We start from the raw sequence: 18,850 nt of genomic DNA, 5'->3' as shown, positions 1-18,850 counted from the left end.
TGGAAAAATTCAACTCTGAAAAGCGAAATGAATAAAACGAAAAGGAGAAATAAACATGACAAACATTACTAGTATCCCACCTTATAAAAATGAGCCATTTACTGATTTTACAAAGATAGAAAACATTCAAGCGATGGAAGCGGCTATTCAAAAAGTAAAAGGGGAATTAGGAAAAACTTATCCGCTTGTCATTGGGAACGATAAAATTAGGACAAAAGAAAAAACAGTCTCGATTAATCCAGCAAATGTTGATGAAGTAATCGGAGAAGTTAGTAAAGGGAATAAAGAATATGCAGAAAAAGCAATGCAAGAAGCATTACATACATTTGAGACATGGAAGAAGGTAAACGCGTCAGAGCGTGCTGAGTATTTGTTTAAAGCAGCGAAATTAATGAGAGAAAGAAAGCATGAGTTTTCCGCTTACTTAATCTTAGAGTCAGGGAAGAATTGGGCAGAAGCAGATGCAGATACTGCAGAAGCAATTGACTTCCTTGAGTTCTATGCAAGAGAAATGATTCGATTAAGTGAAACATCGAAAAATCAGCCACTATACTCAACCGCTGGTGAAGTGGATAACAAGATTACGTATATTCCGCTTGGTGTTGGCATTGTCATTTCTCCATTTAACTTTCCACTGGCTATTATGGCAGGAACAACAGTTGCTGGTGTAGTTTCAGGAAACACAGTTATCTTAAAGCCTTCCGATAATACGCCTGTTATTGCCGCTAAGTTTGTTGAGCTAATGGAAGAGGTAGGATTACCATCTGGAGTTATTAATTATCTTCCAGGAGATGGCTTGGAAGTAGGCGAATATTTAGTAGAACATCCAAAAACGAGGTTTATTTCTTTCACTGGTTCCCGAGCAGTAGGATGCCGGATTTATGAACGTGCATCTGTTGTACAGCCAGGTCAAATTTGGTTAAAACGTATTGTGGCGGAAATGGGCGGAAAGGATGGCATCGTTGTGGATGAAACAGCAGATATTGACGCAGCTGCAGAAGCGATTGTGGCAGCGGCATTCGGATTCCAAGGGCAGAAATGTTCTGCTGGCTCCAGAGCAATCATTGTAGAGTCTGTATACGATCAAGTGGTAGAAAAAGTAGTAGCACGAACAAAAAATTTAGCTATTGGTCTGCCAGAAACAAATGCATCAGTAGGGCCAGTTATTGATGAAAAAGCATTAAACAAAATATTGGGCTATATTGAAATCGGTAAAGGGGAAGGAAAGCTAGTAACAGGTGGATCCCGTGCACAAGGAAACGGCTATTATATGGAACCAACTATTTTCACGGACGTTCCTGCAGATGCCCGAATTATGAAAGAAGAAATTTTTGGTCCAGTATTGGCCATTTGTAAAGTGCCTGATTGGAAAACAGGTATCGATGTATATAATGATACCGATTATGGATTAACAGGCTCTTTCTTTTCAGCTGAAGAAGCCAGAATCCAATACGCATTAGAAAATCAACATTGCGGCAACCTGTATATTAATAAAAAATGTACAGGGGCACTAGTAGGAGTGCATCCATTCGGAGGTTTCAACATGTCCGGAACAGACTCCAAAGCAGGTGGGTTCGACTATCTTCTACTCTTCACCCAAGCAAAATTAAGTACGAGAAAAGTGCTGTAATAATAAAGATTAATTAAATAAGCTATTAGCAAGCTGTCTCCTTTAAAGAGAATCACAAGAATATTACTAGAAAGAAGTAAACAAACTTCTGCATATTAATCATTCACGTGCGACTCCCTTTAGGAGACAGCTTTTTTGATACATTCCCCCTTATTGGAAAGGCTGTTTTCTATAAGATTGTTGCTTTTTCAAAAGGGAAAATAAATTAATTAGGAATACGGAGCAGCCTGAATACACCTAGACTCCCTTCTATGGGATTAGCGAGAAAGGCTTGCCGCTCGCCCCGCGGAATACGAATTGTATTGCGGCTGCGGTTCATAGCAAGAAACTTTACGAAACAGCCATTGGAAAAAACGACTATTTAATGATAAATTATCAATAATAAGGAAAGAAAGGATTAAGCCATGTTTACCGATTCACAACAGGAGATAGAAACTTCATTTATCCTCCTCTCAGACAACGAAAAAATCAGCAGACTAACAGATATACTACTCGATTATTCCTACGTCATTATAGAAAGTGAGCAGTTATATACGATTGGAAAAGAAGAGCAGTTCCTTTTGTCAGCAGTGGGTAAAAGTCAAACAATTAAAACCTGGCTGCGTGCAAGCGGGATATTGCCATCAGCTGTTATTTCATGCGAGGAGATAAATAAAGAAGAGATCAATTGGTTAAGACCATTAATTATAAAGAGGGAAAAGAATTATCGAGGTATTGTGACGGCTGCTGCAAGAATTCGGACTTTGCAAAAGGAAAATAGACATGTCACGACTTATTTTGAAACATTGGCAGAAACCGTTAACGACGCAGTAACAGCTGTAGATAGGAACGGAACTGTCTTCTACTGGAATAGTGTGGCAGAGGATACCTATCATATAAAAAAAGAAGCGATTATTGGCAAAAAAATTGGAGAACACTTTGACTCAGAATCGATTCAATTACATAAAATCTTAAAAGAAGGCAATCCGATTAGAGGGACCTATCATCGGCCGAATGAACATACCCATGTATTAATTAACGCTTCCCCCGTTCTTGTTGGAAATGAAATAATCGGTGGCATTTCAACAGAACGTGATATAACCAAGCTCATTCGTTTAAATCAAGAGTTGGATTCGAATTCATCCCTGTATGTACAAAAGGAAGAGCCGTTTTCCTCCCTTTTATCTGAAAGTAAAGAGGTCAAAAGGGCAGTTGAAATTGCTCAAAAAGTAGCTTCGGCAGAAATACCAGTTCTTATTAACGGAGAAGCAGGTACAGGAAAAGAGCAGCTTGCACAGGCGATTCATTACGGTGGTTCTAAGAGGAGTAATCCGTTTTTATCTCTAAATTGTTCAACGGTTCCGAAGGATTTAATAGAAATGGAGCTGTTTGGCTATCAGAAAATGACCTTTGATTCTAGAGAGACAGAAGAAATGCAAGGAAAGATGGAGCAGGCAGAAACGGGTACACTGTTTATTGAAGAAGTGGATAAGATGCCACTTGCTGTTCAGGAAAAACTTCTATATTATATGACGAATCAATCTTTTACTAGAGTTGGAGGAGAGCAGCAGAAAGAAACGGCAACAAGATTAATCCTATCTTCTACCCAGCCTTTAGGAGAGTTAGTAAGGAAAGGGCTGTTTAATGAAAAACTTTATTATCAAATTAGTGTTATTCATATTGACATTCCGCCACTCCGAAATCGAAAAGAGGATATACCAGGTCTAGTAAGCGATTTTATTAAAATGTATAAAGAAAAACACAATAAAAAAGTAGTCAAAATAAATGACCAAGCATTGCATATTCTGTGTGCATATGATTGGCCTGGCAATATAAAAGAACTAAACAATGTGATTGAGCACAGTGTGTTGGTAAGTGAAGACAATAATGAAATAATGCTGGAGCATATCCCTGCTAAAATTGTGGATAAGTATAAAGTTTCTATTCGAGGAGAAAAAGGGAATAAGGAAGAGAATGAGATGCAGCGCATAAAAGAGGCACTCAAAAAAACCTATGGGAATAAGAGTGCTGCAGCTACATTGTTAGGAATCTCCAGAGGAACGTTATATAACAAAATAAAAGAGTTTGGTTTAAAGTAGAAAATCTAGCATTTTTTTCGCAACCTTTTCATAGTAATAGAATAAATACTAGATGAAGAGGTGACGGATGAAATGCATATCATTAGACAAGCTGAAACAGCAGACGTAGAAAAAATTGCTGATTTTCTAAATAAAGCAGAAGTGACAGTAGAAGGATTGGAAGAATGGCTTGATTACTTTTTGCTAATGGAAACTGAAGCTGATCAGACGCTTATCGGAACAATTGGGATAGAGCCGTTTGAAAAAGTAGGTTTGCTTCGTTCGATGGTACTTTCCAAGGGAACGGTAGAAGATATTTTGTTTTTAATTCAGCAAGCTCTAAAATTAGCGAAAGAAAAAGATATGGACGCCATCTATTGCGGTGTTAATAACCATCATTCTATTCAATTATTTCAGTTATTAGGGTTTCAGAAGATAGACATGGACGATATTCCACAGGTGTTGAAGGAGTCGAATGCTGTAAAAAGCGTTTTTGCTGTTGATAAGTCCCATTTTATGTATATCCCTATGAATATTGTGAATAAATAGCATAAGTTATCCACTTTTTCATACTATTTATTCACAATTTGTGGACAAATCAGATTTTTATCCCCGTTTGGTGAGATACTTGTCCTTTTCAGTAAATGATGGTATTGTCGAAAAATGGGGAATTAGAAGCGATTTTGAGGAAGAAATATTAGAATTGAAAAAGGTGGATTCAAATGAAGACAATTTATTGGTCGGTGGATAAAAATGTGGATAAGGAAGAAAGTTATTCACAAATACAACAAGCTGCTGATCTTTTGAAAAAAAATGAGGTCGTTGCGTTTCCGACTGAAACTGTTTATGGATTAGGTGGAAATGCAAAGGAAGATTCAGCTATTGCAAAAATATTTGCTGCTAAAGGAAGACCGTCTGATAATCCGCTTATCATACATATTGCAAAACGAGCGCAATTAGATGAATTAGTAGAAAAGGTGCCAGCGACAGCAGAAAAATTAATGGATGCTTTTTGGCCTGGCCCACTAACCATTATTTTTGAAAAGAAACAAGGGATGTTATCAGAAGTTGCCACTGCTGGTTTATCCACAGTAGGCATTCGGATGCCCGATCATCCTGTTGCTTTACGAATCATTGAAGAATCAGGTTTGCCAATTGCTGCTCCAAGTGCTAACCGTTCTGGAAAACCAAGTCCGACGAAAGCATCTCATGTAAAAGAGGATTTAGATTCTTTTATCGCAGGAATAGTCGATGGAGGTCCAACTGGAGTAGGAGTTGAATCAACGGTTGTTGATTGTACGGAGGAAACGGTAGTTATTCTCCGTCCTGGTGGTATTACGAAAGAACAGCTGGAAAGTGTTGTGGGAGAAGTAAGAATGGATCAGGCGCTGACTAATAAGGAGATCAAGCCGAAATCGCCAGGTATGAAATATACCCATTATGCTCCCAATGCACCATTGTTTTTAGTAGACGGTTCAAAGGAAAAAATTCAATTATTAGTAGAAGAAGAAAAACAAAAAGGACATAAAGTAGGTGTTCTTACAACAGCAGAAAATAAAGGATATTATCATGCTGATTTTATTTATGCTTGTGGAAAACGGGCAGATTTATCCACAGTAGCTACAGAGCTTTACGATGGTTTGCGGAGCTTTGATCATAAGCAAGTAGATATAATCTTTGGTGAAATGTTTCCAGCAGAGGGTGTTGGACAAGCAATCATGAATAGATTAATGAAAGCTGCTTCCCATCAAGTGATTAAATAAAGATTAGAAAATTTTTTTTCATCTGAAAATATTGCAGAATCCCACTTCTAAATGAACTTGGACGTGCATAATCTCTAATTAGCAAGTCCAAGGGGGCCAAAAAATGTCTGCAATTGCGGGAGAACTATTTACACTTATTTTAATGGCATTTGCTTTAGGTATGGATGCATTTTCTGTTGGGCTCGGAATGGGGATGTTTCATCTAAGATTAAAGCAAATCGCAAAAATCGGCTTTGTGATTGGAATCTTCCATGTAATTATGCCGCTGCTTGGAATGATTACAGGTAAGCTTCTTTCGGAAAACTTTAGTGAAATAGCCGGATATATAGGTGGTGCATTGCTTGTTTTATTAGGGATTCAAATGATTTGGACTGGATTTAAAGAAGTAGAGACAAGCCGGATAACACCGGTTGGGTTTGGGTTACTTCTGTTTGCAGTCAGTGTAAGCTTGGACAGCTTCTCTGTTGGTTTAAGTCTAGGAATATACCAGGCAAGAACAGTAGTTGTGCTGCTTTGCTTTGGAATTAGTGCAATGGTGCTGACCTGGCTAGGCTTACTGATTGGCAGGAAAGTAAAGGGATGGTTAGGTTCCTATGGAGAAATGCTTGGAGGGGCAATCCTTCTTGTATTTGGAATAAAGCTATTAATTAGTTTTACAGCTGTATTTGGATAGGGAAAGTGGCTTTCATCAAATGATGGGAGCCGCTTTTTAAATAATTTTTGATGTTTTAAACAAACTTTCTGAAAACTACATTTAACTTTCAAAATATTAACAAGAGACAAATGCTAAAAATGTACTAGTTTTCTCCGATAAAAGAACAGTGTTTCACTGTAAGTAAATAGAAATTTTAGGTAAATTGGTCTATAATAAAGACATATAAAAGGAGGATAAGAGATGATTCGTGTATTGTTTGTTTGTACAGGTAACACGTGCAGAAGTCCGATGGCTGAGGCTATTTTAAGGCATAAATTCTCTTCTGATGTGGAAGTAAAATCAGCTGGTGTTTATGCAATAGATGGTAATGCTGCTTCTTTGCAAGCACAAGAGGTTTTGACTGAAAAGGGAATCCAGCATAGTCATTCTTCGGCTGTGGTAACAAAAGAGTTAATTGATTGGGCGACATATATTTTTACCATGACGAATGGACATAAAAATATGCTTACGTCTGCATATCCATCCTCTATTGAGAAAACGTTTACGATAAAAGAATTTGCAGAGGATGATCCAAATGGTGATGTTAGTGATCCATTTGGGGGATCTGTTTCCATGTATCGAGAAACCTATCAGGAATTAGAAAAGCTGATTGATAAAATAATGGAAAAAATAATGAATAGCGAGTGGTAAGGTGCTTTTTATTTACAAGGGGGAAAAAGAGTGGGAACCAAGGTGCATTATAAGTTTAGTTTGAGAAAAAAGCTGGCATTATTTATTACAATCTTAGCGATTATTACCTATTCAACAAGTGCTTTTTGTATGTATATCATTTATCCGGCGATTGAAAGTCAAATAGCTATTAGTTCGGCTTTTTTTAACATTGCCACCTTATTATTAGGGGTATTTTGGTCTGGTTTTTTAGGCTTTTTAGCAGCTGGTTTTATTATTAAACCTTTAAAAAGACTCGAACAGGGTGCGTTAAAAGCAGCTCATGGGGATATTAGCCAAGATGTTGAAGTATCAAAATCAGATGACGAAATCAAATCTTTAGGTTTAGCTTTTAATCATATGCTTTTAAATTTACGAGAAATGGTCCAAAGCATTGAAAATAACTTTAATAAAACAAATGAAACCGTAAAAATGATTTCTGCTGAATCTGAACATGCGCTCGAGCACACACTGGCTATTTCTAGTTCGGTTGGAGAAATTGCTGGCGGTGCTGAAGTATCAGCACAAAGTGTACAGGCTTCTGCTGAGTCTGTGGAAGAATCAATGAATATCGCTCTTACGGTGGAAGAAAAAGCGAATATGTCCAAAAAGATTTCAGAGCAAATGTCAGAAAAATTAGTGCAGACAAATAAAGTTGTTCATTCCTTAGTGGAAGGAATGAAGGATTTGGCAGTGGAGAATACGAATTCCCTAAAGTCTGTGCAAAATTTAGAAATTCATTCCAAGGAAATAGAAGAGGTATTGATGCTTGTTGGAGAAATCGCCTCACAGACAAATTTATTAGCATTAAATGCTTCCATTGAAGCTGCGCGTGCAGGTGAACATGGTGCAGGGTTTAGTGTTGTTGCAGAAGAAGTAAGAAGACTTGCTGATGAAAGTGCTAAAGCAGTAGATGGAATTGCAGACATCATCAGTAATATGCAAGCAGAGGTGAAAAATGTTGTTGAGCAAATTACAAAGCAAGTAGAGGATGCTCAAGAGAAAGCGGAAACTGGGGAGAAGACAAGCTTTATTTTCAACGAGATGAATGAGACAACAAATAAAATGGTTTATGCTACGGCAGATATTACCGCGTTGATTCATCAGCAGAAAGAGCAGATTTATGATACTACACAGCAATCACAAGAAGTAGCGGCAATTGCAGAAGAAACAGCTGCAGGTGCACAGCAGGTAACAAATATTACAGAAAGTCAAACAGCACTTATTCGTAAAGTTGATAGCTTAGCATTAGAATTACAAGAGCATGCAGAAGAGCTACAGCAAACAATTTGCCGATTTCAAATTAAAGAATAGATTACTTGTACTCGAAATATCTTTGTGCAATGATGGTTATAGTAAAAAGAAATGTAGGTAACTTGAAGAGGGGTGTTTTATATGAACGAGGAAACACTTAAGCTAAAGGAGCAGTTACAAACGATTCTAACCGAATATCAAGAACAGGCACAGCTTGGAGAAAATCATTTATTTGTGGTTGGGTGCAGCACAAGTGAAGTAATCGGTCGAAAAATTGGAACTGCGGGAACAGTGGATGTTGCTTCGCTAATTTTCGAAGAATGTCAGAACTATCAGCAGCAATCTGGAGTTTCCCTTGCTTTTCAATGCTGTGAACATTTAAATCGTGCATTAGTAGTAGAAAGAAAAGTAATGCAGGCAAGAAATCTGCCAGAGGTATCGGTTGTGCCGGTTCGGCATGCAGGTGGAGCAATGGCAACCTTCGCCTTCGGGCATATGGAGGATCCTGTTGTAGTTGAGTTTATTCAGGCTGACGGTGGAATAGATATTGGCGACACGTTTATTGGAATGCATTTAAAGCATGTCGCGGTGCCGATACGAACATCCCTTAAAGACATTGGGAATGCACGTGTTACACTCGCAAAATCACGCCCGAAATTAATCGGTGGTCCCAGAGCGGTCTATGAGAAAACGAAAGAGAATCTTTCTTGTTAATTGGATTGGAAAAACTAATAAAATTCCTTGTTTGTTTGTAGGGTTTTATTGGTTTTTTTATATTATTTTGTAGTCGCTGGGAGTTGCTTGATTGCTAAAAGCCATGATGAAAAGGATGCTTGAGCAGGATTGTCTAAGCAGTTTTGTTAAGAAAAGCAGGCGGGAAGGTAGTAGAGGAGCTGTTGTCTGTGCTGTTTAGGCAAGAAATGCGGCTGGGTAAGTAACAGAGGAGTTGTCTCTGCGACGTTTGGGCAGGAAAAGTAGCTAGGAAGGTAACAGAGGAGTCGTCTCTGAGCCGCAAAAGCAAGAAAAGTAGCCAGAAAGGTAACAGAGGACGTGCCTCTGAGCCGCAAAAGTAAGAAAAGTAGGTGGAAAGGTAACAGAGGAGTCGTCTCTGAGCCGCAAAAGCAGGAAAAGTAGGTGGAAAGGTAACAGAGGACGTGCCTCTGAGCCGCAAAAGTAAGAAAAGTAGGTGGAAAGGTAACAGAGGAGTCGTCTCTGAGCCGCAAAAGCAAGAAAAGTAGCCAGAAAGGTAACAGAGGACGTGCCTCTGAGCCGCAAAAGTAAGAAAAGTAGGTGGAAAGGTAACAGAGGAGTCGTCTCTGAGCCGCAAAAGCAAGAAAAGTAGGTGGAAAGGTAACAGAGAAGGCGTCTCTGAGCCGTAAAAGCAAGAAAAGTAGGTGGAAAGGTAACAGAGGAGTCGTCTCTGAGCCGCAAAAGTAAGAAAAGTAGGTGGAAAGGTAACAGAGGAGTCGTCTCTGAGCCGCAAAAGCAAGAAAAGTAGCCAAAAAGGTAACAGAGGACTCGCTTCTGAGCCGCAAAAGCAAGAAAAGTAGCCGGAAAGGTAACAGAGGAGTCGTCTCTGAGCCGCAAAAGCAAGAAAAGTAGCCAAAAAGGTAACAGAGAAGGCGTCTCTGAGCCGTAAAAGCAAGAAAAGTAGCCAGAAAGGTAACAGAGGACTCGCCTCAGAGCCGCAAAAGCAAGAAAAGTAGCCGGAAAGGTAACAGAGAAGGCGCCTCTGAGCCGCAAAAGCAAGAAAAATAGCCAAAATGGTAACAGAGAAGTCGTCTCTGAGCCGCAAAAGCAAGAAAAGTAGCCAAAAAGGTAACAGAGAAGGCGCTTCTGAGCCGCAAAAGCAAGAAAAGTAGCCGTAAAGGTAACAGAGAAGGCGTCTCTGAGCCGTAAAAGCAAGAAAAGTAGCCAAAAAGGTAACAGAGGACTCGCTTCTGAGCCGCAAAAGCAAGAAAAGTAGCCAAAAAGGTAACAGAGAAGTCGCTTCTGAGCCGCAAAAGCAAGAAAAGTAGCCGGAAAGGTAACAGAGAAGGCGCCTCTGAGCCGCAAAAGCAAGAAAAGTAGCCGGAAAGGTAACAGAGAAGGCGTCTCTGAGCCGCAAAAGCAAGAAAAGTAGCCAAAAAGGTAACAGAGAAGTCGCTTCTGAGCCGCAAAAGCAAGAAAAGTAGGTGGAAAGGTAACAGAGAAGTCGTCTCTGAGCCGCAAAAGCAAGAAAAATAGCCGGAAAGGTAACAGAGAAGGCGCCTCAGAGCCGCAAAAGTAAGAAAAGCAGTCAAAAAGGTAACAGAGAAAGCCCACCTCTTTCAATCAAATAAAACCAACCAGATATAAATGCTTTAAAAAGTTCAACGAAGCGTTCTCGCTTACACATCTCCCCGGATTATGCTTGTGTTATAGTTGAATAATATTTTTTGGCGAAAAAAACAGGTCTAGCACCTAGAAGATTTATTTTTCCTACACGTTCATTTTATCCCACTCATAACGGACAGTAAGACTCTCACCTGCAAGCTTTATGAGAATACGAAGAAGATAGGTAGGCGATCAACTGTCCGTAAAGGGTCCGAATGGTTCAACTAACGATCAGTGAAGGTGGGAGGAAACCCCCACTCATGGAAGTTTCACTTTATTAATATAGTAGATAAATACATGTTTTTCTGTTGTTTTGAATAAATATAAGATAATTTATTGAAAATTAACGCTGAAAACCGAACGAATAATATAAAATTCTCTTGATAATTCGTAAATTAACTCTTTCTTTTTAAAATATATACGTGATAGAATAGAGGCAGATTTACGGTGGAATTGAGAGAAATAGTCGGGAGGATTTACATATGAAGCATGTAGCAGAGCAAGACGAACTGGTTTTTAAAGCAATACAGCAAGAATTAGGTCGCCAAAGAGCGAAAATTGAATTGATTGCGTCAGAAAACTTTGTAAGTGAAGCGGTAATGGAAGCGCAAGGATCTGTATTGACCAATAAATATGCAGAGGGTTATCCTGCCAAACGTTATTATGGCGGATGTGAATATGTAGATATTGTGGAAGATATTGCTCGCGACCGTGCGAAAGAAATCTTCGGTGCGGAACATGTGAACGTACAGCCACATTCAGGTGCACAAGCTAATATGGCAGTTTATTTTACTATTTTAGAGCACGGTGATACCGTGTTAGGAATGAACTTATCTCATGGTGGTCATTTGACGCATGGAAGCCCTGTTAACTTTAGCGGTATTCAATATAATTTTATTGAGTATGGTGTAGATAAAGAAACACATTATATTAATTACGAAGATGTTCGAGAAAAAGCATTAGCACATAAGCCAAAATTAATCGTTGCTGGAGCAAGTGCATATCCTCGTGAAATTGATTTTGCGAAATTCCGTGAGATTGCCGATGAGGTTGGAGCATATTTAATGGTGGACATGGCTCATATTGCTGGCTTAGTTGCTGCAGGGCTACATCAAAGTCCTGTTCCTTATGCTGACTTTGTAACAACAACTACACATAAAACATTGCGTGGACCTCGTGGTGGAATGATTCTTTGTAAAGAGGAATTTGCGAAGAAAATCGATAAATCAATCTTCCCTGGAATCCAAGGTGGACCATTAATGCATGTAATCGCAGCGAAAGCAGTTGCGTTTGGAGAAGCACTTCAAGCGGATTTTAAAGAGTATGCAGAAAATATCATTGCAAATGCGAAAAGACTAGCAAGTGGTCTGCAAAAAGAAGGATTAAACTTAGTATCAAATGGAACGGATAATCATTTATTATTAGTTGACCTACAATCTTTAGGACTATCTGGAAAAGTAGCGGAGCATGTACTAGATGAAGTGGGGATCACAGTTAATAAAAATACGATTCCATACGATCCTGCAAGTCCATTTGTAACAAGTGGAATCCGCATTGGAACAGCAGCAGTAACATCTCGTGGCTTCGGTTTAGAAGATATGGATGAAATTGCTTCTATTATTGGTTTTACACTTAAAAACTATGAAGATAGTGAGAAGTTAGCGGAGGCAGCTCAAAGGGTAACATCGTTAACTAGTAAATTCGAATTGTATAAACAATTGTAATAAGAAGAGGACAATCATCAAGGCGTAAAGTGGCCTAATGTTGTCCTCTTTTCTTAAGCTCGGTTTTTTTCTTGTATTTTCGGAAAAACTATCATAGAATTTTCGAATTTAGAAAAGGATTTCAGTTGATTCACTAAAACTTTTTCTGTAGAATGAATAGAAGTGTGTTAACGAAGTATCCTGTCGAAAAAAGAGGATATTTATACTATTAATGAAGGAACGGAGTGAATGTCGTGGCAAAGGTATATGTATTTGATCACCCACTTATTCAGCATAAACTTACATACATTAGAGAAACACAAACAGGTACGAAGGAATTTAGAGAGTTAGTAGATGAAGTAGCAACGTTGATGGCTTTTGAAATTACTCGTGATATGCCATTAGAGGAAATTGAAATCGAAACACCAGTTAGCAAAATGAAATCTAAAGTACTTTCTGGTAAAAAACTAGGGATTGTTCCTATCTTGCGTGCTGGTATCGGGATGGTTGACGGGGTTTTAAAATTAATTCCTGCTGCTAAGGTTGGACATATTGGATTATACCGTGATCCTAAAACATTAAAACCAGTCGAATACTATGTAAAGCTACCTTCTGATGTAGAAGAAAGGGATTTTATTGTAGTGGATCCAATGCTTGCGACAGGTGGTTCTGCGATTGAAGCGATTAACTCTTTAAAAAACAGAGGCGGAAAAAACATTAAATTTATGTGCTTAATTGCTGCTCCTGAAGGCGTAGAAGCATTAAAAGAAGCACATCCAGATGTGGATATCTACATTGCAGCACTTGATGAGAAATTAAATGAAAAAGGTTATATTGTACCAGGTCTTGGAGACGCTGGTGACAGATTATTTGGTACAAAATAATCGTACTAAATCGATAATGGACAGTAAAAATGCTCTGGGCAAAATAGCTCGGAGCATTTTTTACATCGCTATTACGATAAAGCTATAACTAAACATAAGAGAAATGCAATGCCTGATAATGGTGTCATGATTAACCTTTCTTTTTTACTTTGAGACAGCAGATTTACTAGTGTATTTAAACCGAGGTATAGGGTAATAACACAGACTAATATGTTTGTAGGTAAAAAATGAAAGACGGTTAAGACATCTGTATGTGTTAGAAAAACCAAACTCATAAATAGGAGGATAATAGCATTTATTATACTAACAAACCGCAATTTCTTAGGAAGAACCTTATGTAAACCACCCATCGCATACTCTCCTAATGGATAACCAAGTGAAAGTAATACTTGAAAGAATGATATGGACATGAACATAATTGCAACAATAATGGATGATAAATAGACAAATCCTGTTTCCATATATAAATATAACCTCCTAATTATGTAGCTTTTCCTTTTTAAATTTATATTCAGTCTGGTATTCATTTATTATTTGAATTTGTATGTGTGAGAAAAGTCACGCCAGATTTCGTTGATACATAAAATAACAACTTGCGGTCAGAATAAAAAGCATAATGATTTGCAGGGGGCGATTGGCATGCTAAAAAGAACGCTTGGAATACTCCTCATTTTTCCACTATTCATATCCTATACAACATTGGCTGCATCCTTAAAGACTCCAGACTTACCCTCGCAAAATCCAAATGAAATACAAATAGCAATTGTGCATACGAAGACCAATTATACAGAGCAAGAAATAGATGAGCTCCTTGAGCGATATCCTCATTTAGAAAGAAGATATACATTTAAAGAAGTTTTCAGCGGTTTTTCGGTAGAAGGACCAGTACGTGAACTGGAAAAATTAAAACAAAGTGAAAGTGTAAATCAAGTATCAAAGGTTCAAACTTATATGGCAGAAACAGAAGACCCAGTTGAAATTATAGGAGCAGATGAAATTAGAAATTACTTAGGCAAATCGATAGAGCATCTAAGTGGGAAAGGGATAAAGATAGGCGTGATAGATACAGGAATAGACTACCAGCATCCAGATTTACACAAGAACTATAAGGAAGGCTATGATTTCGTAGATAAGGATAAGGACCCAATGGAAACAAAGGGATTAGGAAAGAGAGATACTTTCCATGGTACGCATGTTGCTGGGATTATCGCGGCAGATGGAAAGATGAAAGGTGTAGCTCCAAATGCGACTATTTATGCTTATAGAGCACTAGGGCCGGGGGGATCTGGAACAACAGAACAAATATTGGCAGCAATCGACAGAGCTGTAAGAGATAAGGTAGATATTATCAATCTCTCATTAGGCAGTGATGTAAATGGTCCGGATTTGCCGATTAGTCTTGCTTTAAATGAGGTGGTGAAAAAGGGGATTATTGCAGTAGCGGCTGCGGGGAATGCAGGTCCTGCAGAATGGACGGTAGGTTCTCCAGGCACAGCCTCTAAAGCTATTTCAGTTGGAGCGTCCACTCCAAACATAAATACACCCTTTATCATCATAAATGATAATAAAATCCCTTTAACCAATATGGAAAATAGTAAAGAATGGGCAGATGTTGGCTCTGTTCACTTAGTTAGCGGCAGATTAGGGAAAAGAAATCAATTAACCGATGTAAAAGGAAAAATTGTATTACTGGAAAGAGGAGAATTAACCTTTACAGAAAAAGTGCAAAACGCCTATGAAATGGGAGCGATCGGTGTATTGATATACAACAATATAGAAGGACCGTTTCAAGGGATGCTAGAAAAAGAAGTAGCTATACCAGTGGCAGGAATTACGAGGGAAGAGGGAGAATTTATAAAGGAGTCTATTCGTAAAAAGGAAACATATTTAACAATTGTGAAAAAGTGGGAAAAAGATGTATTGGCAGATTTTAGCTCTAGAGGTCCTGTTACTAGCACTTGGGAAATTAAGCCAGATGTTCTTGCGCCAGGAGTTGTGATAAATAGCACAGTGCCTAATGGTTATATGGCATTGCAAGGGACAAGTATGGCTGCACCCTTTGTTGCGGGAGCGTGTGCATTGTTACTAGAAGCGCATCCGGACTGGGGTCCAGAGGAAGTGAAAGCAGCTTTAATGAATACAGCAAAGTCGGTTAAAAATAGACAAAATGTGACATATAAAGTATACGAACAAGGAGCAGGTCGAATTCAAGTTGATAAAGCGATAGATGCTAATGTTTTGATTATGCCTGGAAGTATTCGCTTTGGAAAATACAAATTGGTGAAAGAAGAAAACCAATATAAGGCGTACATTACAGTTAAAAATGTCGGTGAAAATATCGAAAAAATATCTTTTGATTTTCCAAAGGGGAAAAGGGGAATTAGCTGGAGACTGCCTCTGTCTTTTACCCTAAAACCAGGGCAAAAGAAAAATGTCCCAATCATAATGAATATTGACAATAATCTTTTTAATGACAAACTTCAAGATGGTATAATTAACGTAAGAGCTGGAAGACAATTGATTAAGCTACCATATTTATATGTGCTAGAGGAACCAGACTATCCGAGAATTATGGGGTTCGATCTCCTTAAAATAACTGAGGGAAATAGCTATGAATATGAGACATATTTACCAACAGGGGCTGAAGAATTTGGAATTGCTCTTTTTCGGGAAGATACATTACAATTTGTGCGTTTTTTAGATTGGAAAAAAGAAGTAAAAAGAGGTCGGTTAAAAGGGGAATTTAGTGTGGGGAATTTGGATGAAGCAGGAAACTATCGAATCAAGGTTTTCGCGAAAAAAGCCGGGAAAGAGGACATGCTTGAAAAAATATTAAAAATAAAATAAGCTATAAGAAAGAGATTGTTAAAAGGTGAGCAATGAAATTTTTTTTTGTATTTAAATGCATTGACATTGACAATACCCTATTGTATGCTTACAAGGGGTATGAATAGGTTTTCACCCGCGGAGTATCAAGATTTTAACACAGGGATAGTGTTAATAGAGTTAACGGGCAAACGATGAATTTGCTTAGTTTTTCTTCAAGAAATGGAAGAAAAACATAATGCATAATGCCCGAAAATGATACAAAAGGAATGTGCTTTTTCTCTGCTTCGCTTTATTTTTCGCGGGTTTAGAGTGATGCCCTGAAAATAAAGGAGGATAGAGAATTGGAACAATTGTTTGAGATATACATAAGGGTTAAGAAATATCTGTATTTCTTTTTATCATTTTGTGCATTTGCTTGGGCGCTAACCCCCTATCAATCTGTTTTTCTTGGTCTCTTCGTCGGAACGAGCGCCAGTGTATTCAATCTCACCTTACTGGTTAGAAGAGCAAAAGTATTTGATAAAGCCATTGAGGATGAAGGGAAGGTTTATGGTTTAGGAACTCTTTCCCGAATGGCGACAGCAGTAATTGTTTGCTTAATTGCCGTAGAATATCCACAAAAAGTTCACTTAATAAGTGTTGTAATTGGATTGATGACAGCTTATATTGTCATTATGGCAGATTATTTAGTGCGTTATTTTATTTTACATAAGAATGGTGAGAAAAGAGGTGAGTAATATTGCATCATGAAGCACCTACCAAAGTGTTTTTAGGATTAACTTTTAACCTATCTAATGTTTTAATGATTATTGTATCAAGTTTAATTGTATTTTTAATCGCGTTTTTTCTCACTCGAAACCTTCAAATGAAGCCAACTGGCAGACAAAATTTGATGGAGTGGATAATGGACTTTGTCCGAAATATTATTAAGAATAACATGGATTGGAAAGACGGTGGAAGATTTCACGTATTAGGGATCACTCTTCTTATGTACATCTTCATTTCCAATATGTTAGGTTTACCTTTCGCTATTACAGTAGACCATCAGCTTTGGTGGAAATCACCAACTGCCGATCCTGGTATAACTTTAACATTAGCGATTATGGTAGTCGGTTTAACTCATTACTACGGTGTCAAAATGCGTGGTACAAAAGGATACTTTAGGGAATTTGTTCAACCGGTAGGATTTTTACTACCATTAAAAATAGTCGAAGAATTTTCTAATACACTCACACTTGGTCTTCGTTTATACGGAAACATTTTTGCGGGTGAGGTTTTACTAGATTTATTAGTAAATGGATTAGCAAAGACAAATCTTATCGGTACAATAGCTGCCTTCCCATTAACAATGGTATGGCAAGGGTTCTCTATTTTTATCGGAAGTATCCAAGCTTTTATTTTCACTTTATTAACAATGGTTTATATGGCTCATAAAGTAAGTCAAGACCATTAATATATATACCCAGTTCAGAAAATGGACAAACTTTATAATAATTACAATTTAGGGAGGATTTTAATAATGGGTTCATTAGCAGCAGCAATAGCAATTGGTTTAGCAGCACTAGGTGCAGGTTTAGGTAACGGATTAATCGTTTCTCGTACAGTAGAAGGGATTGCTCGTCAGCCAGAAGCAAGAGGTATGCTTCAATCAACAATGTTTATCGGGGTTGCATTCGTAGAGGCGATTCCTATCATGGCGGTTGTTATCGCATTTATGGTTCTTTAATCGAATAAGAATATATTATTCCTTAGTTATGGCGAAGATCATTCGATAAGAACCTTCGCCATTCCTTTATTTAAAACCAACAATTCACAAAAAAACAATGAACAAATGAGTATATTGATAGCCAAAAAAATGTTCCTATTATTTTATAAATAAGCATATTCACCTTTTTTCCATAAGCGAATAAAGGTTTCCTGTATGTGATAAAACACATTACCTGAAAGGAGTGAATCAAGCGTGTTCACAAATGGATTAGTATTAGGTGCCGTAATGAATTTCGCGGGCGGTGACGTAGTTGTTCAATTAATATCTTTCTTATTATTATTGTGGGCAATCAAAAAGTTTGCTTGGGGTCCTTTAATGAAAATGATGAAGGATCGCGAGGAATTTGTTGCAAATGAAATAGATAATGCGGAGAAAAGCAGACTAGAAGCTGCCAAACTATTAGAAGAACAAAGAGCGTTATTGAAAGAAGCGCGTACTGACGCACAAGAATTAATCGATAGAGCAAAACAACAGGCAGACGCTCAAAGAGAAACGATCATTGACGATGCTAGAAAAGATGCAGAACGTTTGAAAAATGCAGCTTTAGTAGAAATCGAGCAACAAAAAGAAAAAGCTGTTGCAACAATTCGCGATCAGGTTTCTTCTCTTTCTGTTTTAATCGCTTCTAAAGTGATCGAAAAAGAATTAAATGAGCAAGATCAAGAGAAATTAATTCATGATTACATTCAAGAGGTAGGCGAGAAACGATGATGGATACAGGTGTTGCAAAGCGTTATGCTTTAGCCCTTTTCCAAATCGCCAAAGAAAACGGACAGATAGATCAATTGGATGAAGAAGTGCGTGTGGTGAAATCACTTGTAACCTCTTCACCAGAAATTCATACATTTCTACAATCTCCTAATATCTCATTAGAAAAGAAAAAAGAAATGGTGAAAGTAGCATTTGCTTCAGCAAGTGAGTATGTACAAAACCTTTTGATGCTACTGATTGATCGCCATCGGGAAGAGATGATTACTAGTATTTGTGAACAATTTATTGCTTTCGTAAATGAAGCAAAAGGGATTGCAGATGCAAAAGTATATTCTATTAAACCGTTAACTATGGATGAGAAAAGAGCTATTTCAGCTACATTCGCTGCAAAAGTTGGGAAAATATCGCTAAATATTGAAAATATCATTGATTCTAACCTATTAGGTGGAATTAAGGTGAGAATCGGTAATCAAATATATGATGGTAGTCTTCAAGGGAAGCTAGACCGTCTACAACGACAATTATTAGGATAG

At 37.9% G+C, this 18,850-nt stretch carries 18 protein-coding genes; 17 read left to right on the top strand and 1 reads right to left on the bottom strand.

Features of this window, described 5'->3' with window-relative positions; genetic code table 11:
- The first annotated feature begins 55 nt into the window (after positions 1 to 55).
- The 11 genes from pruA (at position 56) to upp (ending at position 13,009) form a co-directional block, all read left to right on the top strand.
- Positions 56 to 1,630: an L-glutamate gamma-semialdehyde dehydrogenase gene (gene pruA, locus AB3U99_RS22555; protein WP_400244044.1), complete on the top strand. Its 1,575-nt coding sequence runs from the start codon at positions 56 to 58 to the stop codon at positions 1,628 to 1,630.
- A 404-nt stretch (positions 1,631 to 2,034) separates the two neighbouring features.
- Positions 2,035 to 3,708: a sigma-54 interaction domain-containing protein gene (locus AB3U99_RS22550; protein ID WP_400244043.1), complete on the top strand. Its 1,674-nt coding sequence runs from the start codon at positions 2,035 to 2,037 to the stop codon at positions 3,706 to 3,708.
- A gap of 72 nt (positions 3,709 to 3,780) precedes the next feature.
- Positions 3,781 to 4,236, top strand: coding sequence for a GNAT family N-acetyltransferase (locus AB3U99_RS22545; RefSeq protein WP_400244042.1), 456 nt, complete (start codon positions 3,781 to 3,783; stop codon positions 4,234 to 4,236).
- A gap of 79 nt (positions 4,237 to 4,315) precedes the next feature.
- Positions 4,316 to 4,438 (top strand): hypothetical protein, encoded by a 123-nt coding sequence (locus tag AB3U99_RS22540; protein ID WP_400244040.1) that lies wholly within the window; start codon positions 4,316 to 4,318, stop codon positions 4,436 to 4,438.
- Complete coding sequence (locus tag AB3U99_RS22535; RefSeq protein ID WP_400244038.1) at positions 4,410 to 5,450, top strand: L-threonylcarbamoyladenylate synthase; 1,041 nt, start codon at positions 4,410 to 4,412, stop codon at positions 5,448 to 5,450. Before AB3U99_RS22540 ends, AB3U99_RS22535 begins: the two co-directional genes overlap by 29 nt.
- 103 nt (positions 5,451 to 5,553) lie before the next feature.
- Entirely contained in the window at positions 5,554 to 6,123 is a 570-nt protein-coding gene (locus AB3U99_RS22530; protein WP_400244036.1) for a manganese efflux pump MntP family protein, read from the top strand.
- A gap of 222 nt (positions 6,124 to 6,345) precedes the next feature.
- Complete coding sequence (locus tag AB3U99_RS22525) at positions 6,346 to 6,795, top strand: low molecular weight protein arginine phosphatase (protein WP_400244034.1); 450 nt, start codon at positions 6,346 to 6,348, stop codon at positions 6,793 to 6,795.
- 30 nt (positions 6,796 to 6,825) lie between these two features.
- Positions 6,826 to 8,127: a methyl-accepting chemotaxis protein gene (locus AB3U99_RS22520; protein ID WP_400244032.1), complete on the top strand. Its 1,302-nt coding sequence runs from the start codon at positions 6,826 to 6,828 to the stop codon at positions 8,125 to 8,127.
- 81 nt (positions 8,128 to 8,208) lie between these two features.
- Entirely contained in the window at positions 8,209 to 8,781 is a 573-nt protein-coding gene (locus AB3U99_RS22515) for a TIGR01440 family protein (protein ID WP_400244030.1), read from the top strand.
- A gap of 2,123 nt (positions 8,782 to 10,904) precedes the next feature.
- Positions 10,905 to 12,146, top strand: a complete 1,242-nt coding sequence (gene glyA, locus AB3U99_RS22510; protein ID WP_400244028.1) for a serine hydroxymethyltransferase — start codon at positions 10,905 to 10,907, stop codon at positions 12,144 to 12,146.
- A gap of 233 nt (positions 12,147 to 12,379) precedes the next feature.
- On the top strand, positions 12,380 to 13,009 hold the full coding sequence (gene upp, locus AB3U99_RS22505) for a uracil phosphoribosyltransferase (protein ID WP_400244026.1): 630 nt from the start codon (positions 12,380 to 12,382) through the stop codon (positions 13,007 to 13,009).
- A gap of 71 nt (positions 13,010 to 13,080) precedes the next feature.
- Here the strand turns inward: upp and AB3U99_RS22500 are convergent, their stop codons facing one another.
- Positions 13,081 to 13,470, bottom strand: coding sequence for a hypothetical protein (locus AB3U99_RS22500; RefSeq protein WP_400244024.1), 390 nt, complete (start codon positions 13,468 to 13,470; stop codon positions 13,081 to 13,083).
- A 178-nt stretch (positions 13,471 to 13,648) separates the two neighbouring features.
- On the opposite strand from AB3U99_RS22500, the gene AB3U99_RS22495 reads away from it, so the two are divergent.
- The 6 genes from AB3U99_RS22495 to AB3U99_RS22470 all read left to right on the top strand — a co-directional run bounded on the left by AB3U99_RS22495 (position 13,649) and on the right by AB3U99_RS22470 (position 18,850).
- The gene (locus tag AB3U99_RS22495) at positions 13,649 to 15,856 is read left to right on the top strand and encodes a S8 family serine peptidase (protein WP_400244022.1); all 2,208 of its coding nucleotides are present in this window, start codon (positions 13,649 to 13,651) and stop codon (positions 15,854 to 15,856) included.
- 323 nt (positions 15,857 to 16,179) lie between these two features.
- On the top strand, positions 16,180 to 16,575 hold the full coding sequence (locus AB3U99_RS22490) for an ATP synthase subunit I (RefSeq protein ID WP_031536717.1): 396 nt from the start codon (positions 16,180 to 16,182) through the stop codon (positions 16,573 to 16,575).
- A gap of 2 nt (positions 16,576 to 16,577) precedes the next feature.
- Positions 16,578 to 17,291 carry a F0F1 ATP synthase subunit A gene (gene atpB / locus AB3U99_RS22485; protein WP_400244019.1) on the top strand — a complete coding sequence of 238 codons (714 nt, stop codon included), beginning with the start codon at positions 16,578 to 16,580 and terminating at the stop codon, positions 17,289 to 17,291.
- A gap of 66 nt (positions 17,292 to 17,357) precedes the next feature.
- Complete coding sequence (gene atpE / locus AB3U99_RS22480) at positions 17,358 to 17,564, top strand: F0F1 ATP synthase subunit C (protein WP_016204791.1); 207 nt, start codon at positions 17,358 to 17,360, stop codon at positions 17,562 to 17,564.
- 234 nt (positions 17,565 to 17,798) lie between these two features.
- On the top strand, positions 17,799 to 18,317 hold the full coding sequence (locus AB3U99_RS22475) for a F0F1 ATP synthase subunit B (RefSeq protein ID WP_400244016.1): 519 nt from the start codon (positions 17,799 to 17,801) through the stop codon (positions 18,315 to 18,317).
- On the top strand, positions 18,314 to 18,850 hold the full coding sequence (locus AB3U99_RS22470; RefSeq protein WP_400244014.1) for a F0F1 ATP synthase subunit delta: 537 nt from the start codon (positions 18,314 to 18,316) through the stop codon (positions 18,848 to 18,850). The genes AB3U99_RS22475 and AB3U99_RS22470 overlap by 4 nt, the downstream gene beginning before the upstream one ends.

Origin of the sequence: Niallia tiangongensis, assembly GCF_044704065.1 — a bacterium.
Lineage (GTDB): Bacteria > Bacillota > Bacilli > Bacillales > Cytobacillaceae > Niallia > Niallia tiangongensis.
The sequence above is the reverse complement of the archived record's forward strand: the minus strand, read 5'-3'. Positions and strand labels throughout refer to the sequence as shown.

Excerpts from the sequence above, each read along its gene's own strand:
- pruA (WP_400244044.1), top strand. The coding sequence starts at position 56 with ATGACAAACATTACTAGTATCCCACCTTATAAAAATGAGCCATTTACT.
- AB3U99_RS22550 (WP_400244043.1), top strand. The coding sequence starts at position 2,035 with ATGTTTACCGATTCACAACAGGAGATAGAAACTTCATTTATCCTCCTC.
- AB3U99_RS22545 (WP_400244042.1), top strand. The coding sequence starts at position 3,781 with ATGCATATCATTAGACAAGCTGAAACAGCAGACGTAGAAAAAATTGCT.
- AB3U99_RS22535 (WP_400244038.1), top strand. The coding sequence starts at position 4,410 with ATGAAGACAATTTATTGGTCGGTGGATAAAAATGTGGATAAGGAAGAA.
- AB3U99_RS22530 (WP_400244036.1), top strand. The coding sequence starts at position 5,554 with ATGTCTGCAATTGCGGGAGAACTATTTACACTTATTTTAATGGCATTT.
- AB3U99_RS22525 (WP_400244034.1), top strand. The coding sequence starts at position 6,346 with ATGATTCGTGTATTGTTTGTTTGTACAGGTAACACGTGCAGAAGTCCG.
- AB3U99_RS22515 (WP_400244030.1), top strand. The coding sequence starts at position 8,209 with ATGAACGAGGAAACACTTAAGCTAAAGGAGCAGTTACAAACGATTCTA.
- glyA (WP_400244028.1), top strand. The coding sequence starts at position 10,905 with ATGAAGCATGTAGCAGAGCAAGACGAACTGGTTTTTAAAGCAATACAG.
- AB3U99_RS22500 (WP_400244024.1), bottom strand. The coding sequence starts at position 13,470 with ATGGAAACAGGATTTGTCTATTTATCATCCATTATTGTTGCAATTATG.
- AB3U99_RS22495 (WP_400244022.1), top strand. The coding sequence starts at position 13,649 with ATGCTAAAAAGAACGCTTGGAATACTCCTCATTTTTCCACTATTCATA.
- atpE (WP_016204791.1), top strand. The coding sequence starts at position 17,358 with ATGGGTTCATTAGCAGCAGCAATAGCAATTGGTTTAGCAGCACTAGGT.
- AB3U99_RS22470 (WP_400244014.1), top strand. The coding sequence starts at position 18,314 with ATGATGGATACAGGTGTTGCAAAGCGTTATGCTTTAGCCCTTTTCCAA.